The following is an 18,958-nucleotide window of genomic DNA, read 5'->3' on the forward strand; positions in this document are numbered from 1 at the left end:
ATCGCCGCAGTGGCGGCCGCCTGGTCTCTTTCAGTTGATCAGAGATCGAGCAAGCCAGCGGTGCGGGCGAGGTGGCTGGCTTGGGAGCGGCTCTTGACGTTGAGCCGACGGAACAGGCGCCAAAGGTGCACCTTGACCGTGTGTTCGCTGATCTGCAATTCCTCGGCGATGTCACGATTGGACAAGCCGCGGTCGAGCATCACCAGCAACTGCTTCTGCCGTTTGGAAAGCTTCTCCGGAATGGTGGGTGCGTTTTCGTCTTCCGGCTCCTCGGCCAGAAACTCGCGCAACACCTTGCCGATTTGTGCAGCTCCGGCGGATTTTTCGACATAGGCGTCGGCGCCAGCTTCGCGGGCCAGATCTTCATAGTCGGAAGCGGGTGAGGCCGACAGCACGATCAACGAAGTGTCGGGCAGCATTTGGCGCACTTCGCGCACGCCAGACACGCCATGGGTGTCGGGTAGCTTCAGGTCCAAGCACACCAATTCGGGCTCACCGTGTTCGGCGATGGCACGGCTGACGGTCGCCAGGCGCTCCAGTTCGATCACCTGGGTAGAGGTGCGAAGGCGGCGCAGCAGCATGACGACTGCCTCGCGCATCAGCGGATGGTCGTCAATGACAAAAATACTCATGGCGGGTGCTGTGAAAGTAGGTGTTCTGGGTTAACAGCATATCGGCAAGAGGCGGGTTTGGCGATAGCGATTTGCACCGGAATGCAGACCTTGTTTTTAGTTTTGTCGCGTCTGGGCTCCCAACGTGGGAACTCGAGACCTCAAGAAAGCCATTGTCGCATCTGAAGGGGCGCAGGGTACCCTGTTAATTGTCGTCTGAATATGCTTATGGCGGCAATCAGGCTGGGTTCTCTAAAAAATGGCGCAAGGCAGCGTCCACTTCAGCGCGGTCGCCGTGATGGCTGAGTTGGTCCTGCAAACTGGCCAAGGCGGCTGGACCCTGTTGCTGGAGCTGTGCAATGGTTTGCGCTGCATCGCGTGGCGAGGCAAACCCAGTGCTTTGCAGTAACAAAGTGCCTTGGGCATTGATCAGCTTGAAATAGAACTGCCCGTCTTTTTCCCGGTACTGCTTGAACCCGGGAGCGGCGACCTTGGCCACTTTGACGACAGGACCAGCCGCTGCACTGTCCAGGGGACGCAGACCCACGGCGTGGCGCAGCCGGCTGGTAAACGGCGTGGCAACGGCGCGGGCCTTTTCTGCACCGGCTTTCAATGTCTTTTCAATTTCTGCCGGGTTTTGAATCAGCCGGTCGTAGACCTCGCGCAACGGTGCAATTTCGCGGTCCAGGCGCTCGAACAGCACCTGTTTCGCGTCGCCCCATGCAATGCCGTCAGCGTAGGCCTGGGCCAGTGCACGGGTTTCCTCGGCGCTGGCGAAAGCCTGGTACAGCTGGAACAGCGCCGATCCCTCGGTGTCTTTGGGTTCGCCTGGTGCGCGCGAGTCGGTCAGGATGCCCATGATCAGCTTCTTCAACTGCTCCCGCGGGACAAACAGCGGGATGGTGTTGTCGTAGCTCTTGCTCATCTTGCGGCCGTCCAGTCCGGGCAAGGTGGCGACGTGATCCTCGATCACCGCCTCAGGCAAGGTGAATTGTTCGCCATAGAGGTGGTTGAAGCTGGCAGCGATGTCGCGTGCCATCTCGATGTGCTGGATCTGGTCGCGGCCGACCGGCACTTTGTGGGCGTTGAACATCAGGATGTCGGCCGCCATCAGCACCGGATACATGAAGAGGCCAGCTGTCACGCCCGCATCGGGCTCTTCGCCGGCTGCATTGTTTTTATCGACCGACGCCTTGTAGGCGTGGGCGCGATTAAGCATGCCTTTGCCCGTGACGCAGGTGAGAAACCAGGTCAGCTCGGGGATTTCGGGGATGTCGGACTGGCGGTAGAAGGTGACCTTCTCCGGGTCCAGGCCACAGGCCAGCCAGGTGGCTGCGATCTCCAGCGTCGAGCGCTGCACGCGTGCCGGTTCGCCTCCTTTGATGAGGGCGTGGTAATCGGCCAGGAAATAGAAACTTTGCACACCCGGTTGCAGACTCATGCGCACAGAGGGGCGCACCGAGCCCACATAGTTGCCGAGGTGGGGGGTGCCGGAGGTGGTAATGCCGGTGAGGACGCGTTGGTTTTTCATGAAGGGGATCAGAACAGCAGGGCGCGCAGCGGGGTCAGCAGCACCTCGATCGCGCTTTGGGTGACGCCCATCAGAGGGTACATCCAGAGGCTGCCCACCACGCCGGTGACGACCAGTGCCATGACGATGAAGAAACCATAGGGCTCCATCCGTGACACCAGCATGGCCTGTTTCCAGGGCAGCAGGCCGACGAGGATGCGACCACCGTCAAGCGGTGGCAGTGGGAACAGGTTGAAGGCAAACATCACCAGGTTCACCATCACGCCAGCGCGGGCCATGCCGACAAAGAACGGTTCTTCCAGGCCGATGGCGGCCCAGATGTAAAGGAGCAAGGTCCACAGGATCGCCTGGAACAGGTTGGCACCAGGGCCGGCCAGTGCGACCCAGATCATGTCGCGTTTGGGGTTGCGCAGGCGACCGAAATTCACCGGCACCGGTTTGGCGTAGCCAAACAGAAAAGCGCCCGAAGTGGCGAAATACAGCAGCAGCGGCATCGCGATGGTGCCGAGTGGGTCGATGTGTTTGATCGGGTTGAGCGAGATGCGGCCCAGCTGCTGGGCGGTGTTGTCACCGAAATGCAGTGCAGCGTAGCCATGGGCCGCTTCGTGCAAGGTGATGGCAAAGAGCACGGGCAGCGCGTAAAGCGCAACGGTTTGTACGATGTCGGCGAAGTCCATCGCTGTATTGTCCCAGACTGCCCGCGACCGGGGCTGTGGCCGGGCGGGTGTGCGTCAAAGGCCCAGCGGTTCCAATGCTCCGCGCCCTTGGCGCACGACGGCTGGCTCACCGCCGGTGCCCATGGGAGTGAGGTCGATCACGGTCGTGGCTTCGAGGGCGCACGCGCCCGCGTCGATCACGCCGGCCAGATCGTGTTCGAACCGGTCACGGATCTCCGTGGCTTCGTTGAGCGGCTCGCGTTCGCCCGGCGCGATCAGGGTGGTGGCCAGCAGTGGCGCGTTGTGCAGTTCCAGCAGCGCGAGCAGGGTGGTGTGTTGCGGCACGCGCAGGCCGATGGTCTTGCGCGAAGGGTGGCTCACGCGGCGCGGCACTTCCTTGCTGGCTTCGAGGATAAAGGTGTAGGGCCCGGGCGTGGCCAGCTTGAGCAGGCGGTACTGGCGGTTGTCCACCTTGGCGTAGCTGGCGAGTTCGCTCAGGTCGCGGCAGAGCAGGGTGAGGTGATGCTTGTCGTCGACTTGGCGGATGCGGCGCAGGCGGTCGGCGGCGGCTTTGTCGTCGAGGTGGCACACGAGCGCATAACTGGAGTCGGTGGGTACGGCGAGCACGCCGCCGCGCTCCAGCAACTGCACCGCCTGCTTGAGCAGGCGCGGTTGCGGGTTGTCGGGATGGACTTCGAAATACTGCGACATGGCCGTATTGTGCGCGCCGCTCGCACCCGCCTCAGCCCTCGGGGGGTGTCAGCAGACGCTGGTTTTCCCGGGCGGTGAGTCGACTTGCCGACAAGCCGCAGACCACGATCAGGGCGACACCGGTCAGCTCCAACCCACCCGGGACGTGGTCGAAGACCAGCCAGCCGCAGAACATGGCGAACCCGATCTGGGCATAGAGGTAAGGGGTGAGGGTGGACGCGGGCGCGCGCGCATAGGCCAGGATCAGCAGGAAGTGACCCACCGTGCCCATCAGGCCAACCAGACTGAGCAGCGCCAGCGTCTTCACGTCGGGCATGGTCTGCCAGAACAATGGCAGCGCGGCGGTGCTCACCAGGGCGCCCACCCAGCCGGTGTAGAAGTGCAGGGTCATCGGGTCTTCGGTGCGGGCCATCTGGCTGGTCAGGATCTGAAACCAGGCGTAGATCAGCACCATCAGCAACGGCAGCAAGCTGGCCCAGTCGATCGTGGCGCCGCCCGGTTGCACCACCAGCAGAGCGCCCAAAAAGCCGCCGCTCACGAGGGTCCAGCGCAGCGGCGACACCTTTTCTTTCAGGAACAGGGCGGCAAACAGGGTGACGACCAGTGGCGTGGTCATGACGAACGCGGTGAATTCGCCCACGGGCATGAACTGCAAGCTCACGAACGACAGCACACTCACCGTCAGCAAGAGCAGGCCGCGCAGCAGCTGGAAACGGGGGTGGCTGGTCCGGAACAGGTCGCGACCGCGCAATGGCAGCATGACGGTGGTCACTGCGACCGCCTGAAACACGTAGCGGAACCACACCGCCACCAAGATGGAGACGAAGGCCCCCACGTACTTGACGGAAGTGTCCAGCACCGCGAAGCAAGCCATCGCGGCGATGAGAAACGCGATGCCCATCGTGACGCGGGCACCTTGGCCGGCGGGCCGCATGTTCGTCAATGGACGCGGGCTTCGAGCAGCTCCCACACCGGGGTCACACCACCGGGCAGATCGGGCAGCTTGCCCAGATCGGTGTGGCTCTCATCCGGGCTGTGGAAGTCGCTGCCACGCGAGGCCATCAGGTCGAACTCGCGGCAGAACTCCGCATACTTCACGTAGTCGGCCTGGCCGTGCGCGCCGGTGACCACCTCGACGCCCTGGCCGCCGTGGGTCTTGAACTCGGTGAACAGCGCGAACTCTTCGTTGGCGGTGAATTTGTAGCGCCCTGGGTGGGCCACGACGGCCACGCCACCCGCGCCGGTGATCCAGCCCACGGCATCGCCCAGGCTGGCCCAGCGGTGAGGCACAAAACCGGGCTTGCCTTCGGCCAGGTATTTGCGAAACACCGCGTTGGTGTCGGTGCAAAAGCCTGCTTCGACGATGTAACGCGCGAAATGCGAGCGTGAGATCAGCTCCGGATTGCCGACGTATTTCATGGCACCTTCGTAGGCTCCTGGGATGCCCACCCTGGCCAGGTCGGCGCCCATGTCGCGTGCCCGTTCTTCGCGCCCGCCGCGCGTCTGCTTCAGGCCCGCGACCAGCGCCGGGTGCGTGTGGTCAAAACCCAGGCCGATGATGTGCACCGTGACGTTGACGAAGGTGACCGAGACCTCCACGCCGGTCAGGTAGGGCATGCCAGCCTGACGCGCCGCGGCAATGGCGCGATCCTGTCCGCCGATTTCGTCGTGGTCGGTGAGCGCCCACAGTTCGACGCCATTGGCCTTGGCGCGCTGAGCGAGGGCCTCGGGCGTGAGGGTGCCGTCGGAGACGACGGAATGGCAGTGGAGGTCGGCGTTGAGGATGTGGGTCACAGAAGTATTCTAGGTTTGACGGGGAGCCCGCGCTCACCCTTGCTCCAACACCCTCATCGGAACAGTGGCCGCCGCCCCGGCCGCAGTTGTTGCCGCTTAGGGTGACACCGCAGGCGGCGCGGAGGTCATCCTGTGTTCCGCAGGCCTGCAGCAATCCCGTTGATCGAGATGTGGATGCCTCGACGCACCTTTTCGTCGCGGTCGGCCTGGTTCTGACCCGCTCGGTAACGCCGCACCAGTTCGACCTGCAGGTGGTGCAGCGGGTCGATGTAGGGGAAGCGGTGGCGCATGGAGCGTTGCAGCGACGCGTTGTTCACCAGGCGCTTCTTTTCACCCGTGATGAGCGACAGCGCGTCGGCCGTTCGGTGCCATTCGGCTTCGATCGCGGTGAACACCTTGCTGCGCAGCTTTTTGTCTTCCACCAGTTCGGCGTATCGCGTGGCCAGGGCGAGGTCGCTCTTGGCCATCACCATGTCCATGTTGGAGAGCAGGGTGCTGAAGAAGGGCCATTGGTTGACCATCTTCTGCAGCAGGGCTTTCTGTTTGGCCACACCTTTGGGGCCCTCCTTGTGCAGGAAGGCATGCACCGCGGAGCCAAAGCCGTACCAGCCCGGCAGTGTCAGGCGGCACTGGCCCCAGCTGAAGCCCCAGGGAATGGCGCGCAGGTCTTCAATCTTCTGCGTGGCCTTGCGGGAGGCAGGGCGCGAACCGATGTTGAGTTCGGCGATCTCGCGGATCGGTGTGGAGGCAAAGAAATACTCGGCGAAACGCGGGGTCTCGTAGACGAGTGCGCGGTAGGCCGACATGCTGGCCGACGACAGCTCGGCAGCGGCGTCCAGAAAGGCTTTGGGCGCCTCGCGCGTGGGTTGCAACAAGGTGGCTTCCAGCGTGGCCGCGACCAGCGTTTCCAGGTTGCGCCGGCCGATCTCGGGGTTGGCGTATTTCGAACCGATCACCTCACCCTGTTCGGTCAGCCGGATCTGGCCACGCACCGTGCCCGGGGGCTGGGCCAGGATGGCCTGGTAGCTGGGGCCGCCGCCGCGGCCCACCGTTCCGCCACGGCCATGGAACATGCGCAGCTGTATCAGTTTCTCGGCGGTGGCATTCAGGCTGTCAAACAGCTCGACCAGTGCAATCTCTGCGCGGTACAGCTCCCAGTTGCTGGTGAAGATGCCGCCGTCTTTGTTGCTGTCGGAGTAGCCGAGCATGATGTCCTGCTCGCTGTAGCCATCGGCCGCGCCCCGGAGCACCATGGCCCGAACGCCGGGCAGTGCGTAGTAGTCGCGCATGATGGGCGCGGCGTTGCGCAGGTCTTCGATGGTTTCAAACAGCGGCACCACGATCAGGTCGCATTCCGCCACCTCGCTCAGCAAACCGCGCATCAGGCCGGTTTCTTTCTGCAGCAGCAACACCTCCAGCAAGTCGCTCACGGTCTCGGTGTGGCTGATGATCGCGTGGCGGATGGCATGTGCACCCAGGCGCCCGCGGCCTGCGCGAGCCGCCTCGAAGATGGTGAGCTCGCCCCGGGCGTGGTCGGAGTAGACCGCGCCCGGCACGCGCAGCGGTCGCGCGTCGTTGAGCTGGCGCAGCAGCAGCGCGCGTTTGTCTTCTTCGCTGAGTGCGGAATAGTGGCTTTCGATGCGCGCGGTGGCCAGCAGCTCGGCCACGACCTCCTCGTGTTTGTCCGAGCTTTGGCGCAGGTCCACGGTCGCAAGGTGAAAGCCAAACACCTCGACGGTGCGGATCAGCGGTTGCAGCCGGGCGCGCGCCAGCGCCGCGCCGTGGTGGCCCATGAGCGAGGTTTCGATGGTGCGCAGATCGACCAGCAGTTCGTCGGCACTGGTGTAGGGGTCTTGTGGGGCCACCGCGTGACGTGCGGCATCGCCACCGGTGAGTGCTTTCAGCGTGGCGGCGAGGCGGGCGTACATGCCGGTCAGGGCGCGGCGGTAGGGCTCGTCCTGGCGGTGGGCGTTGGTGTCGGGCGAACGCTCTGCCAGTGCCTGCATGGCGGGGCTGACCGACGCGAGCATGGCCGAGACCGACAGCTCGGCGCCGAGGTGGTGCAGCTGGGTGAGATGGTGGCGGAGCACCATGTCGGCCTGACTGTGCAACGCCAGCTCCAGCGTCTGCGCGGTCACGTTGGGGTTGCCATCACGATCGCCACCGATCCACTGGCCCATCCGAAGGAAAGTGGCCACGCTCCGGTCACCCAGGCCGTCTTCGAGGTCGCGGTAGATGCGGGGAATCTGCGACAGGAAGGTGGCCTGGTAGTAGCTGAGCGCGTTCTCGATCTCGTCGGCCACCGTGAGTTTGGTGAAGCGCAGCAAGCGGGTTTGCCAGAGTTGCGTCACGCGCGCGCGCAGCTGTCCCTCGTTGTCCTCCAGATCGCGGGGCAACAGGCCTTCGCGCTCGGCGAGCAGGTGGGCGATGGCGCGTTCGCCATCCAGAATGCTCTTGCGCTGCACTTCGGTCGGGTGCGCGGTGAGCACCGGCGAGATGTGACTGTGGGCGAGGGTGTCGAGCACCTTGGCGGGTGACACGCCGGCTTTCTTCAGGCGCTGCAGCGTCATTGCCAGGCTGCCTTCCTGCACGTCACCGGCCCGGTCGTGCACGGCACGTCGGCGAATGTGGTGACGGTCTTCGGCCAGGTTGGCGAGGTGGCTGAAATAGGTGAAGGCGCGGATCACGCTCACCGTCTGCTCACCGCTCAGGCCCTTGAGAAGTTTCTTGAGCGCCTTGTCGGCCGAGGCGTCGTCGTGACGGCGAAAGGCCACTGAGAGCTGGCGGATCTGTTCGATCAATTCAAAGGCGGCCTGGCCTTCCTGCTCACGGATCACGTCGCCGAGGATGCGACCCAGGAGTCGGATGTCGTTGACCAGCGGCTGGTCTTTGTTGGTGCCCGTTTTGGCGTTGGCCGTGCGTTGGCTGGAAGCGGCGGTTGCGAGGCTGCTGGCGGTGGTTCGGCTCATGGTGGGCGCTGCGGAGTTGCTGAAATTTTGGGCAGTGGTCATGCTAGCATTCAAAGTTGCCTGTTCCGTTACCAAGCGGGTACGAAAACGTACCGCGCCGCATCGATCTTCTTTTGATCCCCTACCGTGCCCACTTCAACCTCTCCCAGCGGCCTGTCCATCACCATCGCGACCCGCGAAAGCCGTCTCGCGCTGTGGCAGGCGGAACATGTGAAAGCCCTCTTGCAAGCTTTGGGCCATCGTGTCGAATTGCTGGGGATGACGACACAGGGTGACCAGATCCTGGACCGCAGCCTGTCCAAAGTGGGTGGCAAGGGCCTGTTCGTGAAAGAACTGGAGGTGGCACTGGAAGAAGGGCGTGCCGACATCGCCGTGCACTCGCTCAAAGACGTGCCCATGGACCTGCCTGCGGGCTTTGAGCTGGCTTGTGTGATGGAGCGCGAAGACCCGCGCGACGCGTGGGTGTCGCCGGTGTGTGCGTCGCTGGCCGAGTTGCCGTCAGGTGCGGTGGTCGGCACCTCCAGCCTGCGCCGCCTGGTCTTGTTGCGCGAAGCCCTGGACGCGCTCGGCCGTCAGGATGTGCGCATCGAACCCTTGCGCGGCAACCTTGACACCCGCTTGCGCAAGCTCGACGACGGTCAATACCAGGCCATTGTGCTGGCGGCGGCCGGGCTCAAGCGCCTGGGGTTGTCCCAACGCATCCGCACCATTTTTGAGCCCGCCCAATCGCTGCCCGCGGCCGGGCAGGGCGCCCTGGGCATCGAGGTGCGTGCGGGTCGCGCCGATCTGGTGAGCGCGCTGGCGCCGCTCGTCCACATGCCGACCTGGCTGCGGGTGGCCGCCGAGCGCACGGTGTCGCGCGCCATGGGGGGCAGCTGCTCCATGCCCCTGGCGGCCTATGCGCAGTGGGACGCCCACGATCCGCAGAGTCTGCGTCTGGACGCTGCCTGGGGAGATCCCGAGGGGCGCAGCCCGATCGTGCGCGTGGGGCTGCAGGCGACTGTCAGCACGCTGGCACAGGCCGAGGTCCTGGGCCAGCGCGTGGCGCAAGCGTTGAGCGTGGCGGGTGCCAGGCCTCCGGAGGCTTGAGACCTTGACCGGTACGGCCGACCCGCGACCGGCAACCGAGCGCTGGTCCCGGGTGTTTGTCACCCGGCCCGCTGCAGAAGCCGGGGCCTGGGTGGACGCCCTGCGCAGTCGGGGTTGGCCTGCGCGTGCCTTGCCACTGATCGACATCGCTGAACCTCAAGACAGCCAGACCCTCAACGATCTGCAAAAGGCACGTGCCCATTGGCTCGAGTGGAACGCGCTGATGTTCGTCAGCCCGGCGGCGGTTCACCACTTTTTTGCCCAGGCCGTGCCGGTGTCATCCATGCCCGAACCGGGCACCCGCTTCTGGGCGCCCGGGCCGGGCACCGCTCGGGTGCTGGCCGAGGTGCTGGAGCAGCATGGCGTGAGTTCGGCGTGCATTGATGCCCCTCCGACCGATGCCGCGCAGTTTGATTCCGAACATCTCTGGCCGGTGGTGGCCTCCCAGATGCATGCTGGCAACCGCCTGCTGGTGGTGCGTGGGGCTTCGAGGGCAACACTCGCTGATGAGCGCAACGGGCTGGTCGGCAAGGGTCGAGACTGGTTGATCGAACGCTGCCAAGCGCAGGGTGCATCGGTGAATGCCTGTGTCGCCTATGAGCGCCATGCCCCCCGCTGGACACCCGCCCAGCGCGCCGAGGCCGAATCGGGCACCGCAGCGGGCAGCTTGTGGCTTTTCAGCAGTTCAGAGGCGCTGGCCCACCTCAGCGAGGCCTTGCCACAGGTGGACTGGTCGCGCGCTACCGCGCTCTGCACCCACGAACGCATCGAGGCTTCGGCTCGCGCTGCTGGTTTTGCCCACATCATCGGGAGTCGCCCCGCGCTGTCGGACGTGCTGAGCACCCTAGAATCGGTCAGGAGTCATTCATGAGCACCGACACCCCCGACACCCCCTCCACGGCGCCTGTGACAACACCCGCGCAGATTCCGACGCCGGTCGCGTTGGCGCCTGCGCGCCGGCCCGGCCTGTGGCTGACGGCATTGGCGCTGGTTTTGTCGGTGCTGGCGCTGATGATGGCCGGCCTGTTGTGGCAAAAACTGGGCGACACGCAGAAGGAACTCGCTCGCCGCAGCCAAGACACTGAGACTCAGTCCACCGAGACTCGGGCATTGGCGACGCAGGCCGAGGCCCAGGTGCAGGAACTGCAGGCGCGACTGGCGGTGGCCGAGGTGAAATTGTCCGAGGTGACGCTTCAGCGCAGCCAGCTGGAAGAGCTGATGCTGGCGCTTTCGCGCTCTCGCGACGACAACCTGGTGCAGGACATTGAGTCCGCGCTTCGTCTGGGGCAGCAGCAGACGCAGCTCACGGGCAGCGTCCAGCCCCTGCTGGCCGCTTTGCAGGCGGCTGACGCTCGCATTGCACGCGCGGCCCAGCCGCGGTTGAACCCCGTGCAGCGGGCGATCGCGCGCGATGTGCAGCGCATCCGCGGCACGGCGGTGGCCGATGTGCCCTCGCTGGTGCAGCGTCTTGACGAGCTGGCCCGTCGGGTGGATCAGTGGCCGGTGCCCAACGACGTGGGTCCACGGGCCGTGGCGCGCAAGGTCGCGGCACCGCGCCAGGTTGCGCCTGCGTCTGCCGCACGCGGCAGCGCCCCGTCCAAATCAGCGGTCAGTGGGCCGGCGCCCATTGAACCGGTGGAACCCGTGCTGACTGGCTGGGACCACTTGGCTCAGCGGTGGACGTTGTTCTGGCGAAAGGTGTGGGAAGCGGTCACCCAAAGCGGTCGTGAGCTGGTGCGGGTGAGTCGGATCGACCGGCCCGAAGCCGCGTTGCTGGCACCCGAACAGGCGTTTTTCCTGAGAGAAAACATCAAGCTGCGTTTGCTCAACGCGCGACTCGGCCTGCTGGCCCGGCAGATGGACTCGGTTCGGGATGACTTGAAAGGCATCGACGCAGCGCTGGTGCGCTATTTCGATGCCACCGCGCCAGAGGTCGTCGCTGCGCAGTCGGCGGTGACGCAGCTGCGCGCCGAACTGCTGGTGGTGGCGCTGCCTCAGCCCGAAGAGAGCCTCGCGGCGCTCGCGGTGGCGGCCGGGGGGCGCTGATGAACCAGCAACACCGTCAGGCTGGCGCCATGCGCAGTGTCTTCTGGCTGCTCGGTCTGGCCGCGCTGGCGGTCGCGCTGGCGCTGCTCGTTGGACACAACCAGGCCGTGGTGACGCTGTTCTGGCCACCCTACCGGTTCGACGTGTCGTTCAACTTCGTGGTGTTTTGCCTGATCGGTGGTTTTGTGTTGCTCTACTTGGCCATGCGCGCCATCGCATTGCTCAAGGAGCTGCCTTTGCAGGCACAGCGCTGGCGCAACCAGCAGGTGGAGCGCGCCGCCGTGGGTGCCGTGATGGACGCGCTGGCTCAACTGCTGGCCGGGCGATTTGTGCGAGCGCGGGCCGCCGGACTGGCTGCGTTGGAACAGCTCAACGCCCAACCCTCGACCCAATGGCCGCGCCGACAGCAGTTGCAGTTGTTGGCCCACTTGTTGGTGGCCGAGTCCGAACAGTCGTTGCAAAACCGCAGTGCACGGGACGAGCACCTTCAAGCGGCACTGCATCCCAAGCTGGCGAAGAGCTCGCCAGAAGTGCGGGAAGGTGCCTTGTTGCGCGCGACGCGCTGGGCCGTGGAAGATCGCGATGTCCAAGCCGCGCGCCACCACTTGGCCGAATTGCCACAAGGTGCTGGGCGCCGCATCCAGGCGCTGCGCCTCAAGTTGCGTGTGGCCCGACTCGGGGGGGTGACCATTGAGGCGTTGGAAACGGCGCGCCTGCTGGCCAAACACCGGGCTTTCTCGCCGGACGCGTCAAAGAGCATCGTGCGTGGGCTGGCCCTGGACGCGCTGCGCGAGGCGCACGACCTGTCCCAGCTGAAGGCTGTGTGGGAGCGCTTGGATCCCACCGAGCGCGCCATGCCAGAGTTGGCGCTTGCGGCCGCTGAGCGCGCCAACCGCATTGCGGCGACCGACGACAGCGAAGAGATTGCTCAACAAGCGGTGCAGATGTCTGGTGCCTGGTTGGCACCGGTGTGGCAAGGCTTCTCCGCATTGGATAGCACCCAACAGCGCCAATTGGTGCAGGCCTTGGAGCCTGGGCTGCCACAGCTTGACGCCGCGTGGCTCGCGCGCCTGGAACAGAGCCAGCGCCAATGGCCAAACAATGGCTACCTCCAATACCTGACGGGTCAGGCTTGCCTGCAGCGCCGGCTTTGGGGCAAGGCTGCCCAGCTTCTCGGTCAGGCCAGTCACAGCCTGCATGAGCCCGTGCTGCTGCGGCGCACGTGGTGCGCCCTGGCCACATTGGCCGAAGAACGGGGCGATGAAGCATCGGCGCAGGTTGCCTGGAAAAAGGCGGCGCTGCTGGTGGACTGAGCCAACCCTTGGCTGGGGGGGATGGTTGAATTGCTCAAAGGCACAAAAAAACCGACCCTGGGGTCGGTTTTTTTTGGTCTGCGGCCGTTTCAACCGCAGGCTTCAGGCATCACCGGCCTTCGAAGGGCAGCGTCATGTTGCTCAGGTCTTTGCGGGTCTCCACCAGCACCAAGGCTCCTTCGTCAGCCACGATCACCGGTTTGGGTTCGCGCGGCACATGGATGGGCTTGGGTTCGGCGGCAATCGCGGCTTGCACCTCGGCCACCTTGCTGGCGTCGGAGTTGACCCACTCCAGGCCGCTGGTTTGAGCGACCTGGTTCAGATCGTCCATCGACAGCGTGTAAGGCGTCACCTTGGGCAGACCCGTCGCTGGAGCAAGCGCTGCGGTTGCCTCAACGGGCGCGCGAACGACGACGGGCTTCGGTTCAGCGGCCACCGGGGCGGGGCGAGGAGCTACAACCTGAACGGGTGTTGGTGCTTCGGGCGCGGCTTGGGCCATCACAGGTGCGGGTGCGGCCGGTTCAACAACGGCCACAGGCTGGCTGAAGTAGCTGCGCGTGGGCCGGTCAACATCCACCTCGGCAACGGGGACCGCAAAGGCGGGCGCATCGACCGGCGCTTCAGCGGCGGTGCTTTCAGCGGTTTCGCCTTCACGCGGCGCACGTTCGCGGCGGTCCCGGCCGTAGCGATCGCGGCTGCGACGTTCACGCGGAGCGCGTTGGGCGTTGTCGGCATCCCCTTCGGCAGCCACCGCCTCGGACGGGCTGTCTTGCGTTTCAGGCATTGGGGTGTTGGCCAGATCTTGAGTCGTGGCCACCTCGTTGCCTTCGCCTTCGGATGAGCGACGACGGTTGTCCCCTCCACGGCCCCGTCGCTCGCGGCGCTGGCCCTCGGCGGCTTCGCTGGTCTCCGTCACCGGAGCGGACACGCCCAGTGCGGCCACATCCGCGGCGGGTGATTCGCGGCGGGGGTTGTCGCGACGGTTGCCGTTGCGGCCTTCACCGCGGGTCTGCCCTTCTGGGCGACCTTGACCCTCGCCGCGGCCATCGACACGTGCTTCACCCAAGGGTTTTTCGTTGCGACGCTCGTTATTGCGGCCTTCGCCACGCACTTCACCATTGCGACCTTCGCCTCGTGGGCCACGGCCGCCTTCACGGCCTTCACGTCCCTCGCGACCTTCACGCGGGCCACGGCCATCGGACCGGCCTCCGCGAGCACCACGACCATCGCGACGCTGGTCTCCGCGCCCGTCACGGGCGTTGGCGTCCGTAGCAGGAGCGGGTGCTGGCACTGCCGCCGGCGCTGCAGCTGGGGCAGCGGCGTCGCCGCCACCGAACACGGTCTTGAGCCAACCGAAGAAACCCCGTTCAGCCGGAGCGGCCTTCGCGACGGTTGCAGGTGCGGACGCAGGCGCGACCGCGATGGGTGCGGGAGCGGCAACCGGCGCTTCAGGCTTGGGCATGGCCACGGGCGCCGGGCCGTCCGGCAGGACGCCCTTGATGACAGGTTCCTGCTTGTTGGTGCGTTCCTGGCTGCGGCGGGTGAAGCCGGTGGCTTCGTCGGGTTCGTCGGCGAGCTTGTAGCTGGCGTCGAGGTTGTCCAGACGCGGGTCGTCGTGCTTCAGGCGTTCCAGCTTGTAGTTCGGCGTGTCCAGCGACTTGTTGGGCACCAGCAGCACGTTGATGCGCTGCTTGAGTTCGATCTTGGTGATCTCGGTGCGCTTCTCGTTGAGCAGGAAGCTGGCCACTTCGACCGGCACCTGTACCAGCACGGCGGCCGTGCTGTCCTTGAGCGACTCTTCCTGGATGATGCGCAGGATCTGCAGCGCCGAGCTTTCCGTGTCGCGAATGTGGCCGGAACCACCGCAGCGCGGGCAGGGGATGGACGAGCCTTCGCTCAGCATGGGCTTCAGGCGCTGGCGACTCATTTCGAGCAAACCGAACTTGCTGATAGAGCCGAATTGCACGCGGGCGCGGTCCTGGCGCAGCGCGTCGCGCAGTCGGTTTTCCACCTCGCGGCGGTTCTTCGACTCCTCCATGTCAATGAAGTCGATCACGATCAGACCGCCCAGATCGCGCAGGCGGGCCTGGCGCGCCACTTCGTCGGCAGCTTCCAGGTTGGTGCGGGTGGCGGTTTCTTCGATGTCGCCGCCCTTGATGGCGCGCGCCGAGTTCACGTCCACCGCCACCAGCGCTTCCGTCTGGTCGATCACGATCGCGCCACCCGAAGGCAGGTTCACCGTGCGGCTGTAGGCGGTTTCGATCTGGTGTTCGATCTGGAAGCGGCTGAACAGTGGCGCATCGTCGCGGTAACGCTTCACACGGTGCCCGTGCTCGGGCATCACGTGGCTCATGAACTGGTGAGCCTGCTCGTAGATGTCGTCGGTGTCGATCAGGATCTCGCCGATGTCGCTGTTGAAGTAATCGCGGATCGCACGGATCACCAGGCTCGATTCCTGGTAAATCAGGTAGGCGCCCTTGCCGCCTTTGGCAGCGCCGTCGATGGCAGTCCACAGCTTGAGCAGGTAGTTCAGGTCCCACTGCAGTTCGGGCGCGTCGCGGCCGATGCCTGCGGTGCGGGCGATGATGCTCATGCCATTGGGGTATTCGAGCTGGTCGAGGGCCTGCTTGAGTTCCTGTCGGTCTTCACCTTCGATGCGGCGGCTCACACCACCGCCACGCGGGTTGTTGGGCATCAGCACCACGTAGCGGCCGGCCAAGCTCACGAAGGTGGTCAGGGCCGCGCCCTTGTTGCCGCGTTCTTCCTTTTCGACCTGGACCAGCAGCTCTTGGCCTTCCTTGATCACGTCGTTGATGCGTGCCTGCGACGGCGACGCATTGCCTTGGAAATACTGGCGCGAGATTTCCTTGAACGGCAGGAAGCCATGGCGGTCCTCGCCGTAGTCGACAAAACAGGCTTCGAGCGAGGGCTCGACGCGGGTGACGACGGCCTTGTAGATGTTGCCCTTGCGCTGTTCGCGCCCTTCGATTTCGATTTCGTAGTCGAGCAGTTTTTGCCCGTCCACGATCGCCAGGCGGCGCTCTTCGGCCTGCGTGGCGTTGATCAGCATGCGTTTCATGATGCGTTTCCTTCGGTCTGACACTGACATGGCGCCGGGACGAGCCCATGCACCGACCTGCCGTGAACCAGCGGAAAAGCGCGAACGAGTGGGAGGAATTGCCGGAGAGCCACCGACCCGGTGCCCACCCGGCGTTGGCCGGGTGTGTGGGGTTGTTCGAGGCGGGGCACGCTGTGTGTGCCGCGTCGAACCGCCGGGTCAGGGCGTAGGCGCGTGGACTTGGGTGAGCAGGGAGGGCTTGATGGCTGTCGGAGACATGGATCGCGCCGGTGAGGTCTCTGGCTTCACTTCATCCTCAACCAGCCGTTTCCCTGAGCGTCGTTGGCTTCTCGGGAGGGCGGCTGGCCGATTGGGGTATTCCGTATTCGGGTTCGCAGTTTTCTGATGGTTTCGCCCGTTGCTTCTACCTGGTCGGGGTGCGGCCCCAGCCTCTTCAAGGAGGGTCGGGAGCGGCAGACAGACCCGTGTGCAACGGGTGGCAACTTGTTCCAGTCGGTCCCTGGCATCCGATGCGGGGGGAACTTGCCGACAGTGACTGCCTTAAACTCAAGGAAATCAATCACTTACAGCACACGACTGGTGCAGAGCATTATAGTGCGCTCCCCCGGTCCGTGTGAACGGTATTTCCAGCGGGTTTTCCTTGAATTCCAAGCCCTCCATTTCATCCGCTGCGGCGGTTCAGTACCTCACGGTCGATGAAGAATCGGCTGGTCAGCGGCTGGACAACTTCCTCATCCGCGTGCTCAAGGGCGTGCCCAAAACCCACATCTACCGCATCATTCGCTCGGGCGAGGTGCGGCGAAACAAAGGGCGGGTCGGAGCGGATGACCGGGTGATCGCGGGCGACGTGTTGCGTATTCCGCCGATCCGTTTGTCGGAGCGGGCGGAAGAAAAAATCACCCACCCGGCACCGGCGCGCGAATTCCCGGTGCTGTTCGAAGATGACGCCTTCCTGGCCATCGACAAGCCGGCTGGGGTGGCGGTGCATGGGGGCAGCGGTGTGAGTTTCGGGGTCATTGAACAGATGCGACAGGCCCGCCCGCAGGCGCGTTTTCTTGAATTGGTGCATCGACTGGATCGAGAAACCAGCGGCATTCTTCTGATCGCCAAAAAGAAAAGTGCACTCAAGGTGTTGCAGGACCAGTTCCGCGAACGTGAAACCGGCAAAACGTATCTGGCGCTGGTCAAGGGCGTTTGGCCGGGCAAACGCAAGGTGCTGGACCAGCCACTGCACAAATATCTGTTGCCAGATGGCGAACGGCGCGTTCGGGTTACGGGGAAAGACGACCCAGATGGCATGAAATCCGTGACTTTGGTGAAGGTGGTGCAGCAACTCACTGCACCAGCAGCGCTGTTGGATGTTTGCGCGACAGGGTTCACGCTACTAGAGGTCACGATCAAAACGGGGCGCACGCACCAGATTCGCGTGCACTTGGCGAGCGAAGGGTGCCCAATTGCCGGCGATGACAAATATGGTGACTTTGAACTCAATCGCCAATTGACCAAAAATGGATTTAAGCGCATGTTTCTGCACGCTTGGCGATTGCGGCTGTCGCATCCGATTTCCGGTGAGCCGCTGGAGTTACATTCTGAGTTGCCTCAAGAGTTGCAAACTTGGACAACCGGTAGAAATCGGTATTAGAATCCGTCCGAGCCTCGATAAGGCGCTCAATCGTTGGAAATCAACTGGACCTAAAAAGGACAAACAATGGCAACGTATACCGAACTGATGGCGCAGGCGCAAGCGCTGATGACGCAGGCTGAAGAAGCCCGTAAGAATGAATTGTCGACTGCCGTCGCCGACATCAAGGCGAAGATGAAGCAATATGGCATCACCGTGGCAGATCTGGGTGGTACTGCAGGCGCCAAGAAGCCTGCCAAGACCAAATCCAAAGCGGCCGCCAAGTACAAGGGCCCGAACGGTGAGCTGTGGGCCGGTGGCCCGGGTCGCAAACCGGAGTGGGTTCGTGCGGCATTGGCTGCCGGCAAGAACATCGAGAGCTTCCGCATCTGAGTCGTTGCCCAGCGCGCGAGAAAAGGCACCCACGGGTGCCTTTTTTGTTGGGCTTGACGCCGATAATCGGAACATCTTTTCAAAGTACAACTCATGCGACCGCGCCAATTCGATCTCATTGCTTTCGACTGGGACGGCACCCTTTTTGATTCAACCGCCATCATCGTTCGCTGCATCCAGGCGGCGGTGCGTGATGTGGGCGGGTCGGTGCCTACCGACGAGGCCGCAAACTATGTGATTGGGCTTGGCTTGATGCAAGCGCTCGCACATGCAGCACCTGATGTGCCAGCCGACCGATATCCGATGCTGGGTGAGCGATATCGGCACCATTATTTGGCCCGTCAGCACGACATCAGCCTGTTTGATGGCGTGTTGCCGATGTTGTCGGATCTGAAACTGCGCCAACATTGGCTGACGGTGGCGACAGGCAAGAGCCGGCGCGGTTTGGACGAAGCGCTTCATGCGGTGGAGTTGGAGGGTTTGTTCGACGGTTCTCGCACTGCTGACGAAACCGCCGGCAAACCCAGCCCATTGATGCTTCAGGAGTTGATGCGTGAGTTTGGCGTGGATCCGGAGCGCACCTTGATGATTGGAGACACCACCCATGATCTTCAAATGGCGCTGAATGCGGGCTGCGCGAGCGTGGGGGTCAGCTACGGCGCACACGAGCCAGGGGTGTTCGCCCCATTCGCGCCGCGTTTTGTTGCCCATTCGGTTCGCGAACTGCACGACTGGCTGGACCAACACGCTTGAAGCAGCACCATGAGCCGACTCGACGGTGATGCCTTGCAGGCGCTGTGCAATGGCCATGAGCTCGTCAATGGTGGTGTTGCTGTGCCATTTGACTTGATGTATGCAGGGCAAAGTTGCCGAGCTTTTGCGATCCGCTTTCAAGGACATGTCCATGCCTACCTGAACCGATGCGCGCACGTGGCCATGGAGATGGATTGGCAACCCAACCGGTTTTTTGACGACAGCGGGCAATGGTTGCTGTGCTCAACCCATGGCGCCGTGTACGAGCCGGCCAGTGGCGCTTGCAGAGGCGGCCCCTGTCGTGGAGGGCTGATCAAGGTTCCGCTGGTCGAGCGAGACGGTGTGGTGTTCTGGCAGGCACAATACCCGTTCCAGCCCCTGGTTTTTTGAAC

Annotated in this window: 16 protein-coding genes; 8 read left to right on the forward strand and 8 right to left on the reverse strand. The window is 64.0% G+C overall.

Annotated elements, in window-relative coordinates; all coding sequences use genetic code 11:
• Positions 1-38: 38 nt before the first annotated feature.
• From B0E41_RS14170 to ppc, 7 genes are all read right to left on the reverse strand, one after another.
• Complete coding sequence (locus B0E41_RS14170) at positions 39-632, reverse strand: response regulator transcription factor (protein WP_077331804.1); 594 nt, start codon at positions 630-632, stop codon at positions 39-41.
• Between the two features lie 217 nt (positions 633-849).
• Positions 850-2,142, reverse strand: a complete 1,293-nt coding sequence (locus B0E41_RS14175) for a tryptophan--tRNA ligase (RefSeq protein ID WP_077331805.1) — start codon at positions 2,140-2,142, stop codon at positions 850-852.
• Positions 2,143-2,150: 8 nt separating this feature from the next.
• The gene (locus tag B0E41_RS14180; protein WP_077331806.1) at positions 2,151-2,819 is read right to left on the reverse strand and encodes a site-2 protease family protein; all 669 of its coding nucleotides are present in this window, start codon (positions 2,817-2,819) and stop codon (positions 2,151-2,153) included.
• A gap of 54 nt (positions 2,820-2,873) precedes the next feature.
• Positions 2,874-3,509: an L-threonylcarbamoyladenylate synthase gene (locus tag B0E41_RS14185; RefSeq protein WP_077331807.1), complete on the reverse strand. Its 636-nt coding sequence runs from the start codon at positions 3,507-3,509 to the stop codon at positions 2,874-2,876.
• A 31-nt stretch (positions 3,510-3,540) separates the two neighbouring features.
• Positions 3,541-4,443, reverse strand: a complete 903-nt coding sequence (locus B0E41_RS14190) for a DMT family transporter (RefSeq protein WP_077331808.1) — start codon at positions 4,441-4,443, stop codon at positions 3,541-3,543.
• A gap of 5 nt (positions 4,444-4,448) precedes the next feature.
• A complete protein-coding gene (locus B0E41_RS14195; protein ID WP_077331809.1) occupies positions 4,449-5,303 on the reverse strand; it encodes a 3',5'-nucleoside bisphosphate phosphatase in 855 nt (284 codons plus the stop codon).
• A 125-nt stretch (positions 5,304-5,428) separates the two neighbouring features.
• Positions 5,429-8,272 carry a phosphoenolpyruvate carboxylase gene (ppc, locus tag B0E41_RS14200; protein ID WP_077331857.1) on the reverse strand — a complete coding sequence of 948 codons (2,844 nt, stop codon included), beginning with the start codon at positions 8,270-8,272 and terminating at the stop codon, positions 5,429-5,431.
• Positions 8,273-8,398: 126 nt separating this feature from the next.
• Here ppc and hemC point away from each other — a divergent pair, with 126 nt between their 5' ends.
• Genes hemC through B0E41_RS14220 form a run of 4 tightly spaced genes read left to right on the forward strand, consistent with a single transcriptional unit; the run spans position 8,399 to position 12,720 of the window.
• Positions 8,399-9,361, forward strand: coding sequence for a hydroxymethylbilane synthase (gene hemC, locus B0E41_RS14205; RefSeq protein ID WP_077331810.1), 963 nt, complete (start codon positions 8,399-8,401; stop codon positions 9,359-9,361).
• Between the two features lie 4 nt (positions 9,362-9,365).
• Positions 9,366-10,232 (forward strand): uroporphyrinogen-III synthase, encoded by an 867-nt coding sequence (locus tag B0E41_RS14210; protein WP_171984768.1) that lies wholly within the window; start codon positions 9,366-9,368, stop codon positions 10,230-10,232.
• Entirely contained in the window at positions 10,229-11,407 is a 1,179-nt protein-coding gene (locus tag B0E41_RS14215; protein WP_077331811.1) for a uroporphyrinogen-III C-methyltransferase, read from the forward strand. Before B0E41_RS14210 ends, B0E41_RS14215 begins: the two co-directional genes overlap by 4 nt.
• Positions 11,408-11,436: 29 nt before the next feature.
• Positions 11,437-12,720 (forward strand): heme biosynthesis HemY N-terminal domain-containing protein, encoded by a 1,284-nt coding sequence (locus B0E41_RS14220; protein WP_077331812.1) that lies wholly within the window; start codon positions 11,437-11,439, stop codon positions 12,718-12,720.
• Positions 12,721-12,829: 109 nt separating this feature from the next.
• Here B0E41_RS14220 and B0E41_RS14225 read toward each other — a convergent pair whose 3' ends face one another.
• On the reverse strand, positions 12,830-15,799 hold the full coding sequence (locus B0E41_RS14225) for an Rne/Rng family ribonuclease (protein WP_077331813.1): 2,970 nt from the start codon (positions 15,797-15,799) through the stop codon (positions 12,830-12,832).
• A 640-nt stretch (positions 15,800-16,439) separates the two neighbouring features.
• Here B0E41_RS14225 and B0E41_RS14230 point away from each other — a divergent pair.
• From B0E41_RS14230 to B0E41_RS14245, 4 genes are all read left to right on the forward strand, one after another.
• Positions 16,440-17,441, forward strand: coding sequence for an RluA family pseudouridine synthase (locus B0E41_RS14230; protein ID WP_253194855.1), 1,002 nt, complete (start codon positions 16,440-16,442; stop codon positions 17,439-17,441).
• Positions 17,442-17,507: 66 nt separating this feature from the next.
• A complete protein-coding gene (locus B0E41_RS14235; protein ID WP_077331815.1) occupies positions 17,508-17,813 on the forward strand; it encodes an H-NS histone family protein in 306 nt (101 codons plus the stop codon).
• A 93-nt stretch (positions 17,814-17,906) separates the two neighbouring features.
• Complete coding sequence (locus B0E41_RS14240; RefSeq protein WP_077331816.1) at positions 17,907-18,566, forward strand: HAD-IA family hydrolase; 660 nt, start codon at positions 17,907-17,909, stop codon at positions 18,564-18,566.
• Between the two features lie 9 nt (positions 18,567-18,575).
• A complete protein-coding gene (locus tag B0E41_RS14245; protein ID WP_077331817.1) occupies positions 18,576-18,956 on the forward strand; it encodes a Rieske 2Fe-2S domain-containing protein in 381 nt (126 codons plus the stop codon).
• The last annotated feature ends 2 nt before the right edge of the window (positions 18,957-18,958 follow it).

It is taken from the genome of Hydrogenophaga sp. A37, from assembly GCF_002001205.1.
Taxonomy (GTDB): Bacteria; Pseudomonadota; Gammaproteobacteria; order Burkholderiales; family Burkholderiaceae_C; genus Hydrogenophaga.